Here is a 15352-nt window from a genome sequence, read left to right on the forward strand (position 1 = left end):
CCGGCGCTCGCGCCGCACGAACGAGGACAGGCCCTCGGAACGGATCTCCGTTCCGAGGGCCTGTCTGTCATCAGTCGAGGAGACGGACGTGGTCAGACGAGGTCTCGCCAGTCGACCGGTCCGGTCATGGCGGCGGGGATGCTGATCGCCTCGGTCGGCGGCACGATCATGGTCGCCTCGTCGCGGCGGTGCCGCAGGACGGTGTTCACGTAGGAACCGACGGCTTCCGCCAGCGGGATGTCGCGACCCTCGTTCTGCGCGAGGAACCAGCGGTGCTCCAGGAGTTGGTGGAAGATCTCGGCGGGCTCGAGCTTGCCGCGGAGTTCGCGCGGGATCGCCTTCACCACCGGCTCGAACACGCGGATGAGCCACTCGTGCGCCGCCATCTCCTCGTCGAACCCGTCCTTCCCGAACGAGGCCGAGTAGGCGTCGAGATCGTTGAGCAGGCGCCTCGCCTGGTTCTCGCCCGCGTCGAGGCCGGTGAGCCGCAGGAGGCGGCGCTGGTGATGCCCGGCGTCGACGACCTTCGGCTGGATCCGCACGGTCGAGCCCTCGTCGGTCGTCTTGATCGCGAGTTCCTCGATGTCGAAGCCGAGTTCGTTCAGACGGTGGACGCGCTCGGTGATGCGCCAGCGCTCGGACGCGTCGAAGGACTCGGAGCCCGTGAGCTCCTTCCAGAGGGACCGGTACGCGGCGACGATGCCGTTGCTCACGGTGACGGGGTCGAGTTCGGCGTCGGCGCGTCCGCCGGCCTCGAGATCGAGGAGCTCGCCGGCGATGTTCACCCGGGCGATCTCGAGGTCGTTCTCACGCTGCCCGTTCGACAGCCCGCCCTCGTAGAGCTTGCCCGTCTCGGCGTCGACGAGGTAGGCGGCGAAAGCTCCCGCGTCACGCCGGAAGAGCGTGTTCGACAGCGACACGTCACCCCAGAAGAAGCCGACGATGTGGAGGCGGACGAGGAGGACGGCGAGCGCGTCGACGAGGCGGGTCGCGGTGTCGGGCCGGAGGGTGCCCTGGAAGAGCGCACGGTAGGGGAGTGAGAACTTCAGGTGCCGCGTCACGAGCACGCTCGGCAGCTCACGGCCCTTGCGATCGCTCCGGTTCGTGATGACCGCGAGCGGGTCGACGCAGGGGATGTCGAGCCGCTGCAGGGTGCGCAGCATGTCGTACTCGCCCTTCGCCATCTCCGCGGTCGTCTCCTTGACGGCGATGACGTAGCCGGACAGGTTCGCGAACCGGACCAGGTGGCGCGAGATGCCCTTCGGGAGCGAGGCGATGGCCTCATTCGGCCAGTTCTCGAGGGGGAGCTCCCAGGGGAGATCGAGCAGCGCCGGGTCGACGGTGGCAGCGGTGATGTTCAATGCGCCGGACATGGTGCGGAGCGCTCCTCGGGGATCGTCGTACTGAGACTGGACAAGCGAAAACGACGATGGCCGAGCGATCGGAGACCGACCGCTCGACCATCGTCGGCGGGAAACTAGATCGAGGAGGACACGACCGGCTTGTTGCCCAGACGCTCACCCGATGCCGAGTCGAACGCGTGCACGTGGTGCGGCGTCGGCGCGAGGAACACCGTGTCGCCGATGTGCGCGTGGTTGCGACCGTCGACGCGGGCGACGATGTCGGTGCGCTTGCCGGAGACGTCGGTGTGGCCGTAGAGGTAGCCGTCGGCGCCGAGCTCCTCGACGAGGTCGACGGTCACCTCGATGCCGGAGCCCGAGTTGCTGGACACGGTGATGTCCTCGGGGCGCACGCCGACCGTGACGTTCTTCGACGGAGCGGCGTCGGTGATCTCGCGCTCGACCGGGATGATGAATCCGCCGAGCTTGATGCCGCCGTCGGCGATCTCGCCCTCGAAGAGGTTCATGGCCGGGCTGCCGATGAAGCCGGCGACGAAGACGTTGTTCGGCTTCTCGTAGAGGTCGCGCGGGGTGCCGACCTGCTGCAGGATGCCGTCCTTGAGGACCGCGATGCGGTCGCCCATGGTGAGCGCCTCGGTCTGGTCGTGGGTGACGTAGACGGTGGTGACGCCGAGACGACGCTGCAGCGACGCGATCTGGGTGCGGGTCTGGACGCGGAGCTTGGCGTCGAGGTTCGACAGCGGCTCGTCCATGAGGAAGACCTGGGGCTGACGGACGATGGCTCGACCCATCGCGACGCGCTGACGCTGACCACCGGAGAGCGCCTTCGGCTTGCGGGTCAGGTAGTCCTCGAGGTCGAGGAGCTTGGCGGCTTCGAGCACGCGGGTGGCACGCTCTTCCTTGCCGACACCGGCGATCTTGAGCGCGAAGCCCATGTTCTCGGCGACGGTCATGTGCGGGTAGAGCGCGTAGTTCTGGAACACCATCGCGATGTCGCGGTCCTTCGGCGGCACGTCGGTGACGTCGCGGTCGCCGATGAAGATGTGGCCGTCGTTGACCTCTTCGAGACCGGCGAGCATGCGGAGGGAGGTGGACTTGCCGCAGCCGGACGGGCCGACGAGGACGAGGAATTCGCCGTCGGCGACCTCGAGGTTCAGCTTGTCGACCGCGGGGCGGGTGCCACCCGGGTAGAAACGGGTTGCGTTGTCGAACGTCACAGACGCCATGGTTGTTCTCCTTCACCGGCAGGTACGTGCCGGACGATCCGTTGTGAATGGACGCGAACCCGTCATCGATGGCCGGTTCGCCGTTCCAGTATGCCACGACCACCTGTGAATGGAAGGTCCAGCGGCCAGTGGATCTCTCGGTGGACGCACAGCCGGCTCCCGGCCTGGTTTGGGCCTCTCCCAGGCGGCAGGTCTACGATTACTCTGTTTGGCGCTGCCTCGTCTCCGCAGCGCGAGCCCCCCGAAACGAGGATCAATGTCTGGCGCTGGATCGCAGAACCGACCGACCAAGAACGAACGACGCGACGCGGCACGCGAGAAGGCGCGGGTGCTGCGCGAGCAGCAGAAGCGCCGCGACCGCCGCAACCGGGTGCTGCTCCAGGGCGGCATCGTGCTCGGTGCGCTCGCGATCGTGGCGGTGGTGGCGGTCATCATCGTGACGTCGATCAAGCCCGCCGGACCGGTCCCGACCGCGGCCAAGAACGACGGCTTCACCGTCTCCGCCGGGTTGCAGCTGGTCGGGGCCCCGGCCGGTGCGTCCACACCGACGCCGAGCGCGACCGATCCGGCCGCCCCCGCGGAGCCCGCTCCGGCCGAGACGCCGGCAGCCTCCGAGACCCCGGCCGCCGACGGCGTCGAGATCGCCGTCTACCAGGACTTCCTCTGCCCCTACTGCGGTCAGTTCGAGACCACGAACGCCGAGCAGGTCAAGGGTTGGCTCGAGGCCGGCGCCGCGACCTACACGGTCCACCCCCTCGCAACGCTGAGCAACCTCTCGCTCGGGACGCAGTACTCGCTGCGCGCCTCGAACGCGGCGGCCTGTGTCGCGGAGTACTCGCCGAACGACTTCTTCTCCTTCAACACCGCACTGTTCGAGAACCAGCCCAAGGAGAACACCGAGGGCCTGACCGACGCCGAGCTGAAGTCGATCGCCAAGGGCGTCATCTCCGGCGGCGAGAAGAAGATCAACGCCTGCATCGACGACGGCACCTACAAGTCGTGGGTGAAGGACTCGACCGACCGTGCGCGCAGCGGCCCGCTGCCCGGCACCGACGTCGCCAAGGTCGAGGGGACGCCGACCATCCTGGTGAACGGCAAGCAGTACACCGGTTCGCTCACCGACGCCGAGCAGTTCGCGGCCTTCGTCCTCGCCGTCTCGAGCGAGAGCTACTCCACCGGCACGCCGACGCCGGGAGCCAGCGAGTCGCCCATGACCAACGGCTGATCCGCCGTCATCGTAGGATGGATGGGACTGGGGCCAGCCCCTGTCGGCCGACGTGGCGCAATTGGTAGCGCAACGCTCTTGTAAAGCGTAGGTTACGGGTTCAAGTCCCGTCGTCGGCTCCAGCCGAGAACCGCCCGCTCAGCCTCGCTGAGTGGGCGGTTCCTCATTGGAAGGAACCCTCCCGTGACCCGTGTCCCAGCGCCGCTCGCGCTCCTCATCGCCGTCGTCAGCGGTGCCTTCATCGCGGTGCAGGCCCGGTTGAACGGCGAGCTCGGCGCGCGACTCGGCGATGGGTTCACCGCAGCTGCGATCTCGTTCGGCGGCGGCTTGATCATCCTCACCGTCGGACTGGCGCTGTCCCGTACCGGTCGTCGCGGTCTCTCCACGGTGGCCGGTGCCGTCCGACGCAGGGAGATGCCCTGGTGGACGGTGCTCGGTGGGTGTGCCGGCGCGTTCCTCGTGCTCTCGCAGGGGCTCACCGCCGCCACGCTCGGCGTCGCCCTCTTCACGGTCGCGGTCGTCGCCGGCCAGACCGCGAGCGGACTCGTGCTCGACCGGATCGGCTTCGGCCCGGGAGGCGTCGTCGGGTTCAGCGTCCAGCGCGTCCTCGGGGCGGTCGTCGCCCTCATCGCAGTCGGCGTCGCGGTCTCGGGCGAGCTCGGCGGGAGCATCCCACTCGGCCTGCTCGTCCTGCCGCTGCTCGCCGGGATCGGGATCGGCTGGCAGCAGGCGGTCAACGGCCGCGTGAAGATGCGGGCACAGAGCACGCTCGCCGCCACGTTCATCAACTTCGTCGTGGGGACGGTCGTGCTGGTCATCGCCGCCGCGCTGCACGCGGTCATCGTCGCGCCGCCCGGACCGCTCCCGGGGGAGTGGTGGCTCTACCTCGGCGGCCCGATCGGATGCGTGTTCATCGCCGTGGCGGCGTTCCTCGTGCAGCACACGGGCGTGCTCATCCTCGGGCTCGGCACGGTGGCCGGTCAGACCCTGAGTGCGCTCGCCCTCGACGTGCTCCTGCCCACCGACGACGGCGGCGTGCATGTCGCGACCGTCGTCGGGACACTCCTCGCGTTCGCCGCCGTGGCGATCGCATCGGCGCGGTTCAGGCGTCGTCCCACGGCATCGTCGTCCGCCGACTGAGTCGAGCCGTCGAGCCGTCGGATGCCGTGAGCGACTCCGTCCTCAGGGCATGGAGCTGAGGTGCGCCTTCGCGTTGATCGTCTTGCGGCGCCCTGTGCGAGCGTTACCCGGCTTCCCTCCGACGTACAGCCAGCCGAGGAGATCCTCGCCCTTCTTCAGGCCGTGTGCCTTCCGGACTGCTTTGGCGCGAGTCGCGCCGCCGGTGCGCCAGAACACGCCCCAACCGGCGTCGTCGAGCAGGAGACTGACCATGTGGGCCACTCCGGCCGCGACCGCCTCCTGCTCCCAGGCGGGCACCTTCGACTTCTTCACGCTCACGACGACGGCGAGCAACAGGGGCGCGCGGAGCGGCTTCGTCGAGGGCTTCGAGTCACCCTCCGCCTTCGCGAGCGCCCGGCCGAGCTTCACCCGGTCGTCGCCGCGGAGGGTGATGACCCGCCACGGACGCAGGGCGCTGTGGTCGGCCACCCGACCAGCCGCCGCGAGGACCTCGAGGAGTTCCGCGTCACTCGGAGCGACGTCGGTGACCTTGGACCACGAACGCCGCCCGGCGACGGCGGCGAGGACGGGGCGCTCGACCGGTTCGGTCACTCCGTCGGCTCGGTGGTGTCGGCCGCGGCGAAGTTGAGCGCGATCGAGTTCATGCAGTAGCGGTCGCCGGTGGGCGTGCCGAAGCCGTCGTCGAACACGTGGCCGAGGTGCGAGCCGCAGTTGGCGCACCGGACCTCGGTGCGCACCATGCCGAGGGTGCGGTCCTCGATGAGCTGCACCGCCTCGGGGTTCACGGACTCGTAGAAGCTCGGCCATCCGCAGCCGGAATCGAACTTGGTACCGCTCTTGAAGAGTTCGGCGTTGCAGGCGGCACAGGTGTAGAGGCCCGCGCGCGACTCGTCGAGGAGCTCACCGGTCCAGGCCCGCTCGGTCGCCGCTCCGCGGAGGACCTGATACTGCTCCGGCGTGAGTTCCTCGCGCCACTGCTCATCGGTCTTCGACACGTCGTACGTCATGCTGCTCCATTCGTCTCGGTCATCCTACGTGCGGGGCTGCCTCGTGCATGCGGCTCCCGACGTATTCCATAACACTGCACCGAGCCTGATCCTTCCCGGTGAACGTCGGCCCTCGCCGGGGTGGATGCGGCTCGGCGGCCATCGGCTGAATAGACTTGGACGGCGGCGGACCGGAGCATGACTCCACGGTCGCCGCATCGGCACCGATCGGCAGGAGATGAGCATGCAGCCAGCGTCGCGCACGCCTGCCGATGACGACGCGTCGACGCCGACGGGAGGCCTCGACCAGCGCGAGCTCGAGATCCTCGAGTTCGAGTCCCACTGGATGCAGCACGTCGGGGCCAAGGAGGCCGCCATCCGCGACCGCTTCGCCCTGTCCCCGGCCCGGTACTATCAACTGCTCGGCGCGCTCATCGACTCGCCGTCCGCCCTCGCCCACGACCCCATGCTGATCAAGCGGCTGCAGCGCACCCGCGACGCCCGACTCTCGGCGCGAGGAGCCTCGGCTCCCCGCACCGACGGCTGAGCAGCTCTCGGAGACCACACCATGGCTGAATCCTTCCCGCCCGACCGCTTCGACGAGGTCCCCGACCTCAAGCGCGTCGGCGCGCACCGTGCCCCTGCTCCCAAGGGACGCGGCTGGATCGCCTTCCTCGTCGCCGTCGTCGCCACGCTCGTCCTCGTGGGGGTCGGCATCTTCGCCCTCTTCGGGCTGAACGACCGGATCGACTTCTTCGGCGGCTCGCAGAGCCCGAGCGCCACACCAACGCCGACCCCCACCCCGACCGAGGTGGCCCCCGTCGTCGACCCCGCGGCCAGCATCCTCGTCCTGAACGGCACACCCACCGCCGGCCTGGCCGCATCGGCGGCGGCAGCGATCACGGCCGCCGGCTTCACGCAGCAGATCCCGACGAGCGACGCCAGCACGGAGGACGTCACGGCGAGCGGCGTCTACTACCAGGATCCGTCGCAGGAGGGCGTCGCCCGCGCCATCGCGAACGCGCTCGGCGGCATCCCGATCCAGATCACGGACACGTACGCGATCCCCGTCGAGGAGGGCGAGGCACCGGTCCTCCGCATCGTCGTCGTGGTCGGCGCGGACTACCAGCCAGCCGCCTGAGCGCAGCTGGAGCAGGTCGATCGAGCAGGTCGCAGGCACGCCGTGTTTCCGGAGTGTTTCCTCCATGTTGAGTTGTCGTATCACTCGGCCCCGTTTGTCGATTTGAGGGTGAATCCGCGCGGTGCTCCGGATTAGTATCTGGAACTGGCCGCTCATCCCGTCCCGTCTCGACTCGCCCCCGGGTCCGCTTCGGCGCAGGGTGGTCACCGGGGTCCCGATCCCGGATGGCAGGTCCGGGTTCGGCAACAGTCGATGCCTGCGAGCACGCAGCAATGGGAGTATGAAATGGCGAACGGAACCGTCAAGTGGTTCAACGCTGAGAAGGGCTTCGGCTTCATCACGGTCGACGACGGCGGACAGGATGTCTTCGTCCACTACTCGGCGATCGACATGAGCGGCTACAAGTCCTTGGAAGAGGGCCAGGCGGTCGTCTTCGAGGTCGGCACTGGAGCAAAGGGGCCTCAGGCCGAGGGTGTGCGCCTGGCGTAGCCGCTGATCAGGTACGCGATTCCTGCGACGCCGTCCACTTCGGTGGGCGGCGTCGTTCGTCGTTCCGGGGCTGTTTCCGGGAGTTCGCTCAGGGCGGCGGTGCTCACTTGCACTCCCACCCCCTGAGTGCCAGAATCGACTTAGCACTCGTACTCATTGAGTGCTAACAACGTTCATGACGTCCGGGAGGGACGAAAAACACACATGGCTAAGATCATTGCTTTCGACGAGGAGGCCCGTCGCGGCCTCGAGCGTGGACTGAACATTCTTGCTGACACGGTCAAGGTCACCCTTGGGCCGCGCGGTCGCAACGTTGTCCTCGAGAAGAAGTGGGGCGCCCCCACGATCACCAACGACGGCGTGTCCATCGCCAAGGAGATCGAACTCGACGACCCGTACGAGAAGATCGGCGCGGAGCTCGTCAAGGAGGTCGCCAAGAAGACCGATGACGTCGCCGGCGACGGCACCACCACGGCGACCGTGCTGGCACAGGCGCTCGTCCGCGAGGGCCTCCGCAACGTCGCCGCAGGCGCCGACCCCATCAGCCTCAAGCGCGGCATCGAGAAGGCCGTCGAGGCCGTCACGGTCGAGCTCATCGCCAACGCCAAGGAGGTGGAGACCAAGGAGGAGATCGCTGCGACCGCTTCCATCTCCGCCGGCGACACCACCATCGGTGAGATCATCGCCGAGGCGATCGACAAGGTCGGCAAGGAGGGCGTCGTCACCGTCGAGGAGTCGAACACCTTCGGCACCGAGCTCGAGCTCACCGAGGGCATGCGCTTCGACAAGGGCTACCTGTCGCAGTACTTCGTGACCGACCCCGACCGCCAGGAAGCGGTGTTCGAGGACCCCTACATCCTCATCGCCAACCAGAAGATCTCCGCGATCAAGGACCTCCTGCCGATCGTCGACCAGGTCATCCAGTCGGGCAAGCAGCTCCTCATCATCGCTGAGGACGTCGACGGCGAAGCTCTCGCGACGCTCGTCGTCAACAAGATCCGTGGCATCTTCAAGTCCGTCGCCGTCAAGGCTCCGGGCTTCGGCGACCGCCGCAAGGCTCAGCTGCAGGACATCGCCATCCTCACCGGTGGCCAGGTCATCTCCGAGGAGGTCGGCCTCAAGCTCGAGACCGTCACCCTCGACCTGCTCGGCCGTGCGCGCAAGGTCGTCATCACCAAGGATGAGACCACCATCGTCGAGGGTGCCGGCGACGCCGACGCCATCGCCGGTCGTGTCTCGCAGATCCGCAAGGAGATCGACAACACCGACAGCGACTACGACCGCGAGAAGCTCCAGGAGCGTCTTGCCAAGCTCGCGGGCGGTGTTGCGGTCATCAAGGCCGGTGCAGCGACCGAGGTCGAGCTCAAGGAGCGCAAGCACCGCATCGAGGACGCCGTTCGCAACGCCAAGGCTGCCGTCGAAGAGGGCATCGTCGCCGGGGGTGGCGTCGCCCTGATCCAGGCCGGCAAGACCGCGTTCGAGAAGCTCGAGCTCGTCGGCGACGAGGCGACCGGTGCGAACATCGTCAAGGTCGCCATCGACGCTCCGCTCAAGCAGATCGCGCTCAACGCAGGCCTCGAGCCTGGCGTCGTCGCCGACAAGGTCCGCAACCTGCCCGTCGGACACGGCCTCAACGCCGCGACCGGTGAGTACGTCGACATGCTCGCTGCCGGCATCAACGACCCGGTGAAGGTCACGCGCTCCGCGCTGCTCAACGCAGCGTCGATCGCCGGTCTGTTCCTTACCACCGAGGCCGTGGTCGCCGACAAGCCGGAGAAGAACCCGGCTCCGGCCGGCGACCCGACCGGTGGCATGGACTTCTAAGTCCGACAGCAACACCTGCGCAGGGCGTCTCCTTCGGGAGGCGCCCTGCGTCGTTTCCACCAGACGCATCGGGGACAACCCTCGATCTGTATGCCTGTTTCCGCATGGGTCCGACAGTCGTTGTAGAGACGTGACCGGAACGGCATATCGGCCCGCGCGCCAGTTCCTATGATCGAGCTATGAGACGTATCGGGGGAGCGGCGATCGCTGCAGTATTGGTTCTGGCGCTGGCTGCGTGCACGCCGAGTGAAGCGGCTCCGACCGCATCACCGACGGCGTCGTCATCGCCGACGCCCTCCGCGACGGCTAAGCCGACTGCGCCGGTGAGCTCATACGGTTTCGGGTGCGAGAATCTCGTCCCCCAGGACGTGGTGGCGACCGCGCTCGCCCCCACGGCGACCCTGGAGCCCGCTTTCGCTGACCCGTCCAGTGCGAACCCGCTGCTGTGGGCGGCGACCTCGCTCGGGGGCATGCACTGCACGTGGAGCAATGGTGAGCCGAGAGACCTGGCGGAGGGTGGGACGCCGGTCGGCACGGAACGGTGGGCCGAGTTGACCATCCTGCCCGGTTCGCACGCCGACTGGGACTTCTACTACGAACGCTGGGCGAACGGCGAATCAGGGCCGTGGCCGGACTCCACCAAGCTGTCCTGCTTCACCCAGAACGGAGCTGTGCCCGGCGTCTGCAGCATCAACTTCCTGGTCGGCGACAGCTGGGTCGACCTGATCATGTATGGCCCGGCCGACGATGCCGCAGCGTCGGACGAGGATGCCGTCGCCGCAGTCACACCCTTCATCGAGGCGATCCGCTCGGCGCTCGAACCGGTCGGCACGGCGCCACGGTACGCCTGGGGCGGGACGACGCCGGGGGCGAACGCGCTGCCGACGGAGTGCGAGGCGTTCGTGCCTGCGGCGGCGATGAGTGAGGCCTTCGGCCAGGAGCTCACCTACAACTCGGCACCGAAGAAGCGACTGTGGAACCGAGGCGTCGCCGCCGAGGACTTCGGAGCGCCGGACTGCATCTTCTCCCTCCCCGACAGTGACTCGTCGCGAGGCGTCCTGCGAGCGCTCCCGGGCGGACGCTGGGCGTACGAGCAGCTGGTCGAGACCCGCATGAGCGCGGGAGCGGACATCGAGTTCCTGACGATCGACGGGCTCGGAGTCCGGGACGCCTTCATCGAGTGCAAGACGAGCCCGTGGTCCACGTGCAGCGTGCAGATGGCGGTCGCCGGGCACTGGTTGGAAGTCGAGGCGAACAACGTGAGTTCCCTCGACGAGACCTACGACGTCGACGAGCTGCGTCAGCAGGCTCTCGCCTACGCAGCACTCGCCGCCGCCGGTATCGCCGCGCTTCCCTGATTCCCGCACCCCGCGCGGGAGGTCCCGCCACCGGGCATCCCGGTGGCGGGACCTCCCGCGCGCGGATCAGCCGCTGAACATACTCGCGTTCGCCCGCTCGATCTCGGCGTACTGGGTACCCGCGACGGCGAGCGCCCGGCTGATCTCGCCGAGGTTCTCCTCGACCTGACGCTGGGTGCCCCTCCAACGCTCGACGACACCGTGGAACGCGGCGGCCGCAGCGCCGGTCCATTGGCCGTCGAGTGCCGCCAGCTGCGTGTGCAGGCGGGCGACCTCGTTCTGGATCTGCTCGATCGTGACGCGTGCTGCCGTGGAGGCGCGCTCGACCGCGTCGCTGTCGACCTGGAAAGTGGCCATCGGGAACTCCGTTCGTCCGGGCGATGCCTGTCATCGCCGCTACCGAGACGGTAGGTGCTCGCCACCGGCCGGAACCGGCGAGGAGGGTTTCGTGCGCGCACTCCGAAGCAGGCCGGAGCCTGTGGAGGAGGGTCGAGCCAGCCCGCCGGCGGGTCAGGCCGGAGGGCCCGCGATGACGATGGGGCTCGTGGCCGCCGACGGGGCGAGCGGCAGGATGACGCGGAACGTCGCGCCGCCGCCGGGGGTCTCGGTCACGTCGACCGTGCCACCGTGCGCCGCGACGATGGAGGCGACGATGGCCAGTCCGAGGCCGCTGCCGCCCGTCTCGCGCGTTCGCGAGCTGTCGGCACGCCAGAAACGCTGGAAGATCTTCTCGCGGATCTGTGGCGGGATGCCCTCGCCGTGGTCGACGATGGCGATGCTGGCGGTCCCTGCGCGGGCGTCCGTGCCGACCGCGAGCTCGATCGGGCTGTCGGCGGGCGTGAAGCGCAGGGCGTTTCCGATGAGGTTCGTGACGACCTGCCGGATCTTGTTCTCCTCGCCGAGGACGATCGGTGGCACGGCCAGGGTCAGCGGTTCGGCGATGGGCTTCGTGTCGGGCGTGGTGGCGTCGCCGGAGGGCTTCGGCCGACGCCGGAAGCGGTTGAACGTCGCGCCGAAGATCGGCCCGGTCGAGCCCGTCTGTGCGGGTGTGTCGGTAGCAGTAGGGGATTCGCCCGTCGTCTCGGAGGCATCGTCGTCGACGGCTCGCGCCATGCGTTCGTCGCGGACCACCTGGACCGTGCGCCCGGGGGCCTGGGCGGTGGTGTCGAGCGCGGCGTCGCGCGCGATCGGGAGCAGGTCGACGGGCGCGACGTTCAGTGGTCGCGTCTCATCGAGGCGGGCGAGCTGGAGGAGGTCCTCGACGAGCGCACCCATGCGGATGGCCTCCTTCTCGATGCGCTCCATGGCCTGTGCCACGTCCTGCGGCGTCTGGAGAGCACCCATCCGGTAGAGCTCGGCGTAGCCGCGCACGGAGACGAGCGGGGTGCGGAGCTCGTGGCTCGCATCCCCGACGAAGTTCCGCATCTGCTCGATGGTCTTCCCGCGGTCCGAGTACGCGCGGTCGATGCGAGCCAGCATCGTGTTGAGTGATCGGCTGAGTCGCCCCACCTCGGTGTTCGGTGTCGAGCCGGCGAGTCGCTGGCTGAAGTCGCCGTCGGCGAACGCGGCCGCTGTCCGTTCCACCTGGCGGAGCGGTTCGAACGTGCCGGTCACCAGCCACCGGGTGAGGAGTGCTCCGACCACGATGATGAGCACGCCGAGGACGAAGAAGATCGTGAGGTAGGTCGCGATGGTGTTGTCGGTGCCCTGCATCGAGATGGCGACCCATGCCGCTCCCGTGCGGAACCCGTCGAGGGTGACCGGGACGGAGACCGCGTGGTACACGATCGTGCCGCTCGCGTTGGTGGTCGTGTAGATCTGGGTCCCGCTCGCGGCGACGTCGTTCGCGCTGAGGTGCGCCGGGTGTTCGGGAGCGATGCTCTCGTCCCACCCGGACGAGGCGCGGAGTTCGCCGTTCGTGTCGTACACGGCGACGAACAGCGTCGAGGGGGCGTCGAGCTGGAGTTGTCCGTCCTCGGAGATCTCACCGACGATCTTGCCCTTGGCGGCAGTGACCAGACTGTCGTTCGCCTGCTGGGTGAGGACCTCTTTGAGGAGCGGGGTCGTCCCCATGCCCGCGACGAGCAGGCCGAAGGCGAGGACGAGCACCGTCACCCCGGTGATCTTCGTCCGGAGTGAGACGCTGCTCCACCAGGTGGACAGGGAATCGGCCATCGGGTGGGGGCTACGCCTTTCCGGCCTTGAGCATGTAGCCGAATCCGCGCTTGGTCTGGATGAGCGGCTCGCTGGAGAACTGGTCGAGCTTCCTGCGCAGGTAGGAGATGTAGCTCTCGACGATGCCGGCGTCGCCGTTGAAGTCGTACTCCCAGACGTGGTCGAGGATCTGGGCCTTCGACAGGACACGGTTCGGGTTGAGCATGAGGTAGCGGAGTAGCTTGAACTCGGTCGGGCTGAGGTCGATCGGGGTGTCGCCGACGAGGACCTCGTGGGTGTCCTGGTCCATCGTCAGCTCGCCGGTGCGGATCACCGCATCCTCGTCGGCCTGCATGGTCCGGCGAAGGATGGCCTTGATGCGTGCCACGATCTCATCGAGGCTGAACGGCTTGGTGACGTAGTCGTCGCCGCCGACCGTGAGGCCCGTGATCTTGTCCTCGGTGTCGTCCTTCGCGGTGAGGAAGAGGATGGGCGCCGTGTAGCCGGCGCTGCGCAGACGCTTGGTGACGCCGAAGCCGTTCATGTCCGGCAGCATCACGTCGAGGATGATGAGGTCGGGCTCCTCCTCGAGGACCGCTGAGATGGCGGCTGCGCCGTTGCCCACGGCACGGACGGCGAAGCCGGCGAATCGCAGGCTCGTGGTGAGGAGGTCGCGGATGTTCGGTTCGTCGTCGACGATAAGGATGCGGGGTCCGGTCATGACACCATTATCTGCACGTTTCTTGAGACTTTTCTGAGAGCGTGGTTCACGCGGTCTGCAGGGCGTGGGCGTCGAGGATCGTGTAGCTGTAGCCCTGTTCGGCGAGGAAGCGTTGGCGGTTCTGCGCGAACTCCTGATCGACCGTGTCGCGCGACACCAGCGTGTAGAAGCTCGCGGTGAGTCCCGTGGACTTCGGGCGCAACAGGCGGCCGAGACGCTGCGCCTCCTCCTGTCGTGAACCGAACGATCCCGACACCTGGATGGCGACGGTCGCTTCGGGCAGGTCGACCGAGAAGTTCGCGACCTTCGAGACGACGAGCACCTGCTCGGTGCCGTCGCGGAAGGCCTGATAGAGCCGTTCGCGCTCGTCGACCGGCGTTGCGCCCGTCAACTGCGGGGCGCCCAGCGTCTCTGCCAGCTCCTCGATCTGATCGAGGTACTGCCCGATGACGAGGATCTGCTCGCCACGGTGCCGTTCGACGAGCTGCCGGACGACGTCGAGCTTCGCCGGGGCGGTCGCCGCGAGGCGGTATCGCTCGTCGTCGGCGGATGCGGCGTAGGTGAGTCGGTCCGCCTGGGGCAGGTCGACGCGCACCTCGAAGCACGCGGCGGGGGAGATGAAGCCCTGCGCCTCGATCTCCTTCCACGGGGCGTCGAACCGCTTCGGGCCGATGAGCGAGAAGACGTCGCCCTCGCGGCCGTCCTCCCGGATGAGCGTCGCCGTCAGGCCGAGGCGACGCCGCGCCTGCAGCTCGGCGGTGAGCTTGAAGACGGGTGCCGGGAGCAGGTGCACCTCGTCGTAGACCACGAGGCCCCAGTCCATGGCGTCGAGCAGCGCGAGGTGGGCGTACTCGCCCTTCCGCTTGGCCGTGAGGATCTGGTAGGTCGCGATCGTGACCGGCTTGACCTCCTTCACCTGCCCCGAGTACTCGCCGATCTCCTCGGCGGTGAGGGAGGTGCGCTTCAACAGCTCGTCGCGCCACTGCCGTGCCGACACCGTGTTCGTGACGAGGATCAGGGTGTTGGTGGACGCCGTCGCCATCGCCCCGGCGCCGACCAGGGTCTTGCCCGCACCACAGGGGAGCACCACGACGCCGGAACCGCCGGAGAAGAAGTTGTCGACCGCCTGCTGCTGATAGTCGCGGAGGTGCCAGCCGTCCTCGACCAGGTCGATCTGGTGCGGCGTGCCAGCGGTGTACCCGGCGAGGTCCTCGGCGGGCCAGCCCAGCTTCACGAGTTCCTGCTTGAGCGCACCGCGTGCCCACGGCTCGACGAGGAAGGTGTCCGGCGTCGGGTGCCCGATGAGGAGGGGCGCGATCCGCTTGGCGCCGGCCACCTCGGTCAGGATCGGGAGGTCCGTGGAGCGGAGGACGAGCTCGCCCTCCTCGGAGCGTTCGATCACGAGCCGGCCGTAGCGGTTGACGGTCTCGCGCATGTCGATCGTCACGGACGCGGGGATGGAGAACTTCGAGTACCGCTCCAGCGTCTCGATCATCTGGTCGGCATCGTGCCCGGCGGCCCGTGCGTTCCAGAGTCCGAGACGGGTGATCCGGTAGGTGTGGATGTGCTCCGGCGCGCGTTCGAGCTCGGCGAACACCGAGAGATCGTGGCGGGCGTCCTCGGCGAGCGGGTGGGCGACCTCGAGCAGCACGGTGCGGTCGCTTTGGACGATCAGTGGTCCATCAGACATAACGGTCGAGTCTACCGGCGGATCCGGTGCGCAACCC

The 15352-nt window shown here is 68.2% G+C and carries 15 protein-coding genes and 1 tRNA gene; 8 read left to right on the top strand and 8 right to left on the bottom strand.

The genetic code is table 11. From position 1 onward, the window contains the following. Positions 1-92: 92 nt before the first annotated feature. Both ACLIME_RS01560 and ACLIME_RS01565 read right to left on the bottom strand, forming a co-directional pair. Positions 93-1373 carry a DUF4032 domain-containing protein gene (locus ACLIME_RS01560; RefSeq protein ID WP_064296363.1) on the bottom strand — a complete coding sequence of 427 codons (1281 nt, stop codon included), beginning with the start codon at positions 1371-1373 and terminating at the stop codon, positions 93-95. Between the two features lie 104 nt (positions 1374-1477). Continuing rightward, positions 1478-2587: an ABC transporter ATP-binding protein gene (locus ACLIME_RS01565; protein WP_079705359.1), complete on the bottom strand. Its 1110-nt coding sequence runs from the start codon at positions 2585-2587 to the stop codon at positions 1478-1480. 256 nt (positions 2588-2843) lie between these two features. Here ACLIME_RS01565 and ACLIME_RS01570 point away from each other — a divergent pair, with 256 nt between their 5' ends. The 3 genes from ACLIME_RS01570 to ACLIME_RS01580 all read left to right on the top strand — a co-directional run bounded on the left by ACLIME_RS01570 (position 2844) and on the right by ACLIME_RS01580 (position 4952). After that, positions 2844-3812, top strand: coding sequence for a DsbA family protein (locus ACLIME_RS01570; RefSeq protein ID WP_411558051.1), 969 nt, complete (start codon positions 2844-2846; stop codon positions 3810-3812). Between the two features lie 46 nt (positions 3813-3858). Then, positions 3859-3934, top strand: a tRNA-Thr gene (locus ACLIME_RS01575). A 61-nt stretch (positions 3935-3995) separates the two neighbouring features. Next, a complete protein-coding gene (locus tag ACLIME_RS01580; RefSeq protein ID WP_124768889.1) occupies positions 3996-4952 on the top strand; it encodes a DMT family transporter in 957 nt (318 codons plus the stop codon). 42 nt (positions 4953-4994) lie between these two features. Here ACLIME_RS01580 and ACLIME_RS01585 read toward each other — a convergent pair whose 3' ends face one another. Together ACLIME_RS01585 and msrB are read right to left on the bottom strand one after the other, a co-directional pair. Further along, entirely contained in the window at positions 4995-5543 is a 549-nt protein-coding gene (locus tag ACLIME_RS01585) for a nitroreductase family protein (RefSeq protein WP_079705362.1), read from the bottom strand. Next, entirely contained in the window at positions 5540-5959 is a 420-nt protein-coding gene (gene msrB, locus ACLIME_RS01590; RefSeq protein WP_079705364.1) for a peptide-methionine (R)-S-oxide reductase MsrB, read from the bottom strand. Before msrB ends, ACLIME_RS01585 begins: the two co-directional genes overlap by 4 nt. A gap of 217 nt (positions 5960-6176) precedes the next feature. Here msrB and ACLIME_RS01595 point away from each other — a divergent pair, with 217 nt between their 5' ends. From ACLIME_RS01595 to ACLIME_RS01615, 5 genes are all read left to right on the top strand, one after another. Beyond that, positions 6177-6485 carry a DUF3263 domain-containing protein gene (locus ACLIME_RS01595; protein ID WP_079705365.1) on the top strand — a complete coding sequence of 103 codons (309 nt, stop codon included), beginning with the start codon at positions 6177-6179 and terminating at the stop codon, positions 6483-6485. Between the two features lie 21 nt (positions 6486-6506). Then, a complete protein-coding gene (locus tag ACLIME_RS01600; RefSeq protein WP_411558052.1) occupies positions 6507-7079 on the top strand; it encodes a LytR C-terminal domain-containing protein in 573 nt (190 codons plus the stop codon). Between the two features lie 285 nt (positions 7080-7364). Next, positions 7365-7568 (top strand): cold-shock protein, encoded by a 204-nt coding sequence (locus ACLIME_RS01605; RefSeq protein ID WP_079705369.1) that lies wholly within the window; start codon positions 7365-7367, stop codon positions 7566-7568. Positions 7569-7772: 204 nt separating this feature from the next. Then, positions 7773-9392 carry a chaperonin GroEL gene (gene groL / locus ACLIME_RS01610; RefSeq protein WP_064296567.1) on the top strand — a complete coding sequence of 540 codons (1620 nt, stop codon included), beginning with the start codon at positions 7773-7775 and terminating at the stop codon, positions 9390-9392. 323 nt (positions 9393-9715) lie between these two features. Continuing rightward, positions 9716-10750, top strand: coding sequence for a hypothetical protein (locus tag ACLIME_RS01615; RefSeq protein WP_411558053.1), 1035 nt, complete (start codon positions 9716-9718; stop codon positions 10748-10750). 66 nt (positions 10751-10816) lie between these two features. On the opposite strand, the gene ACLIME_RS01620 is transcribed toward ACLIME_RS01615, so the two are convergent. The 4 genes from ACLIME_RS01620 to ACLIME_RS01635 all read right to left on the bottom strand — a co-directional run bounded on the left by ACLIME_RS01620 (position 10817) and on the right by ACLIME_RS01635 (position 15315). After that, complete coding sequence (locus tag ACLIME_RS01620) at positions 10817-11107, bottom strand: WXG100 family type VII secretion target (RefSeq protein WP_064296564.1); 291 nt, start codon at positions 11105-11107, stop codon at positions 10817-10819. Between the two features lie 153 nt (positions 11108-11260). Continuing rightward, positions 11261-12925 (bottom strand): ATP-binding protein, encoded by a 1665-nt coding sequence (locus ACLIME_RS01625; RefSeq protein WP_411558054.1) that lies wholly within the window; start codon positions 12923-12925, stop codon positions 11261-11263. A 10-nt stretch (positions 12926-12935) separates the two neighbouring features. After that, positions 12936-13625, bottom strand: a complete 690-nt coding sequence (locus ACLIME_RS01630) for a response regulator transcription factor (RefSeq protein ID WP_056007716.1) — start codon at positions 13623-13625, stop codon at positions 12936-12938. A gap of 46 nt (positions 13626-13671) precedes the next feature. After that, positions 13672-15315, bottom strand: a complete 1644-nt coding sequence (locus ACLIME_RS01635; RefSeq protein WP_085510338.1) for a DNA repair helicase XPB — start codon at positions 15313-15315, stop codon at positions 13672-13674. Positions 15316-15352 lie beyond the last annotated feature (37 nt).

It is taken from the genome of Plantibacter sp. MPB07 (assembly GCF_046619465.1).
Taxonomy (GTDB): domain Bacteria; phylum Actinomycetota; class Actinomycetes; order Actinomycetales; family Microbacteriaceae; genus Plantibacter; species Plantibacter auratus.

Coding starts and splice junctions, on each gene's coding strand:
- ACLIME_RS01570 (WP_411558051.1), top strand. CDS start 2,844: ATGTCTGGCGCTGGATCGCAGAACCGACCGACCAAGAACGAACGACGC.
- ACLIME_RS01560 (WP_064296363.1), bottom strand. CDS start 1,373: ATGTCCGGCGCATTGAACATCACCGCTGCCACCGTCGACCCGGCGCTG.
- groL (WP_064296567.1), top strand. CDS start 7,773: ATGGCTAAGATCATTGCTTTCGACGAGGAGGCCCGTCGCGGCCTCGAG.
- ACLIME_RS01630 (WP_056007716.1), bottom strand. CDS start 13,625: ATGACCGGACCCCGCATCCTTATCGTCGACGACGAACCGAACATCCGC.
- ACLIME_RS01635 (WP_085510338.1), bottom strand. CDS start 15,315: ATGTCTGATGGACCACTGATCGTCCAAAGCGACCGCACCGTGCTGCTC.
- ACLIME_RS01605 (WP_079705369.1), top strand. CDS start 7,365: ATGGCGAACGGAACCGTCAAGTGGTTCAACGCTGAGAAGGGCTTCGGC.
- ACLIME_RS01595 (WP_079705365.1), top strand. CDS start 6,177: ATGAGCATGCAGCCAGCGTCGCGCACGCCTGCCGATGACGACGCGTCG.
- ACLIME_RS01600 (WP_411558052.1), top strand. CDS start 6,507: ATGGCTGAATCCTTCCCGCCCGACCGCTTCGACGAGGTCCCCGACCTC.
- ACLIME_RS01625 (WP_411558054.1), bottom strand. CDS start 12,925: ATGGCCGATTCCCTGTCCACCTGGTGGAGCAGCGTCTCACTCCGGACG.
- msrB (WP_079705364.1), bottom strand. CDS start 5,959: ATGACGTACGACGTGTCGAAGACCGATGAGCAGTGGCGCGAGGAACTC.
- ACLIME_RS01565 (WP_079705359.1), bottom strand. CDS start 2,587: ATGGCGTCTGTGACGTTCGACAACGCAACCCGTTTCTACCCGGGTGGC.
- ACLIME_RS01620 (WP_064296564.1), bottom strand. CDS start 11,107: ATGGCCACTTTCCAGGTCGACAGCGACGCGGTCGAGCGCGCCTCCACG.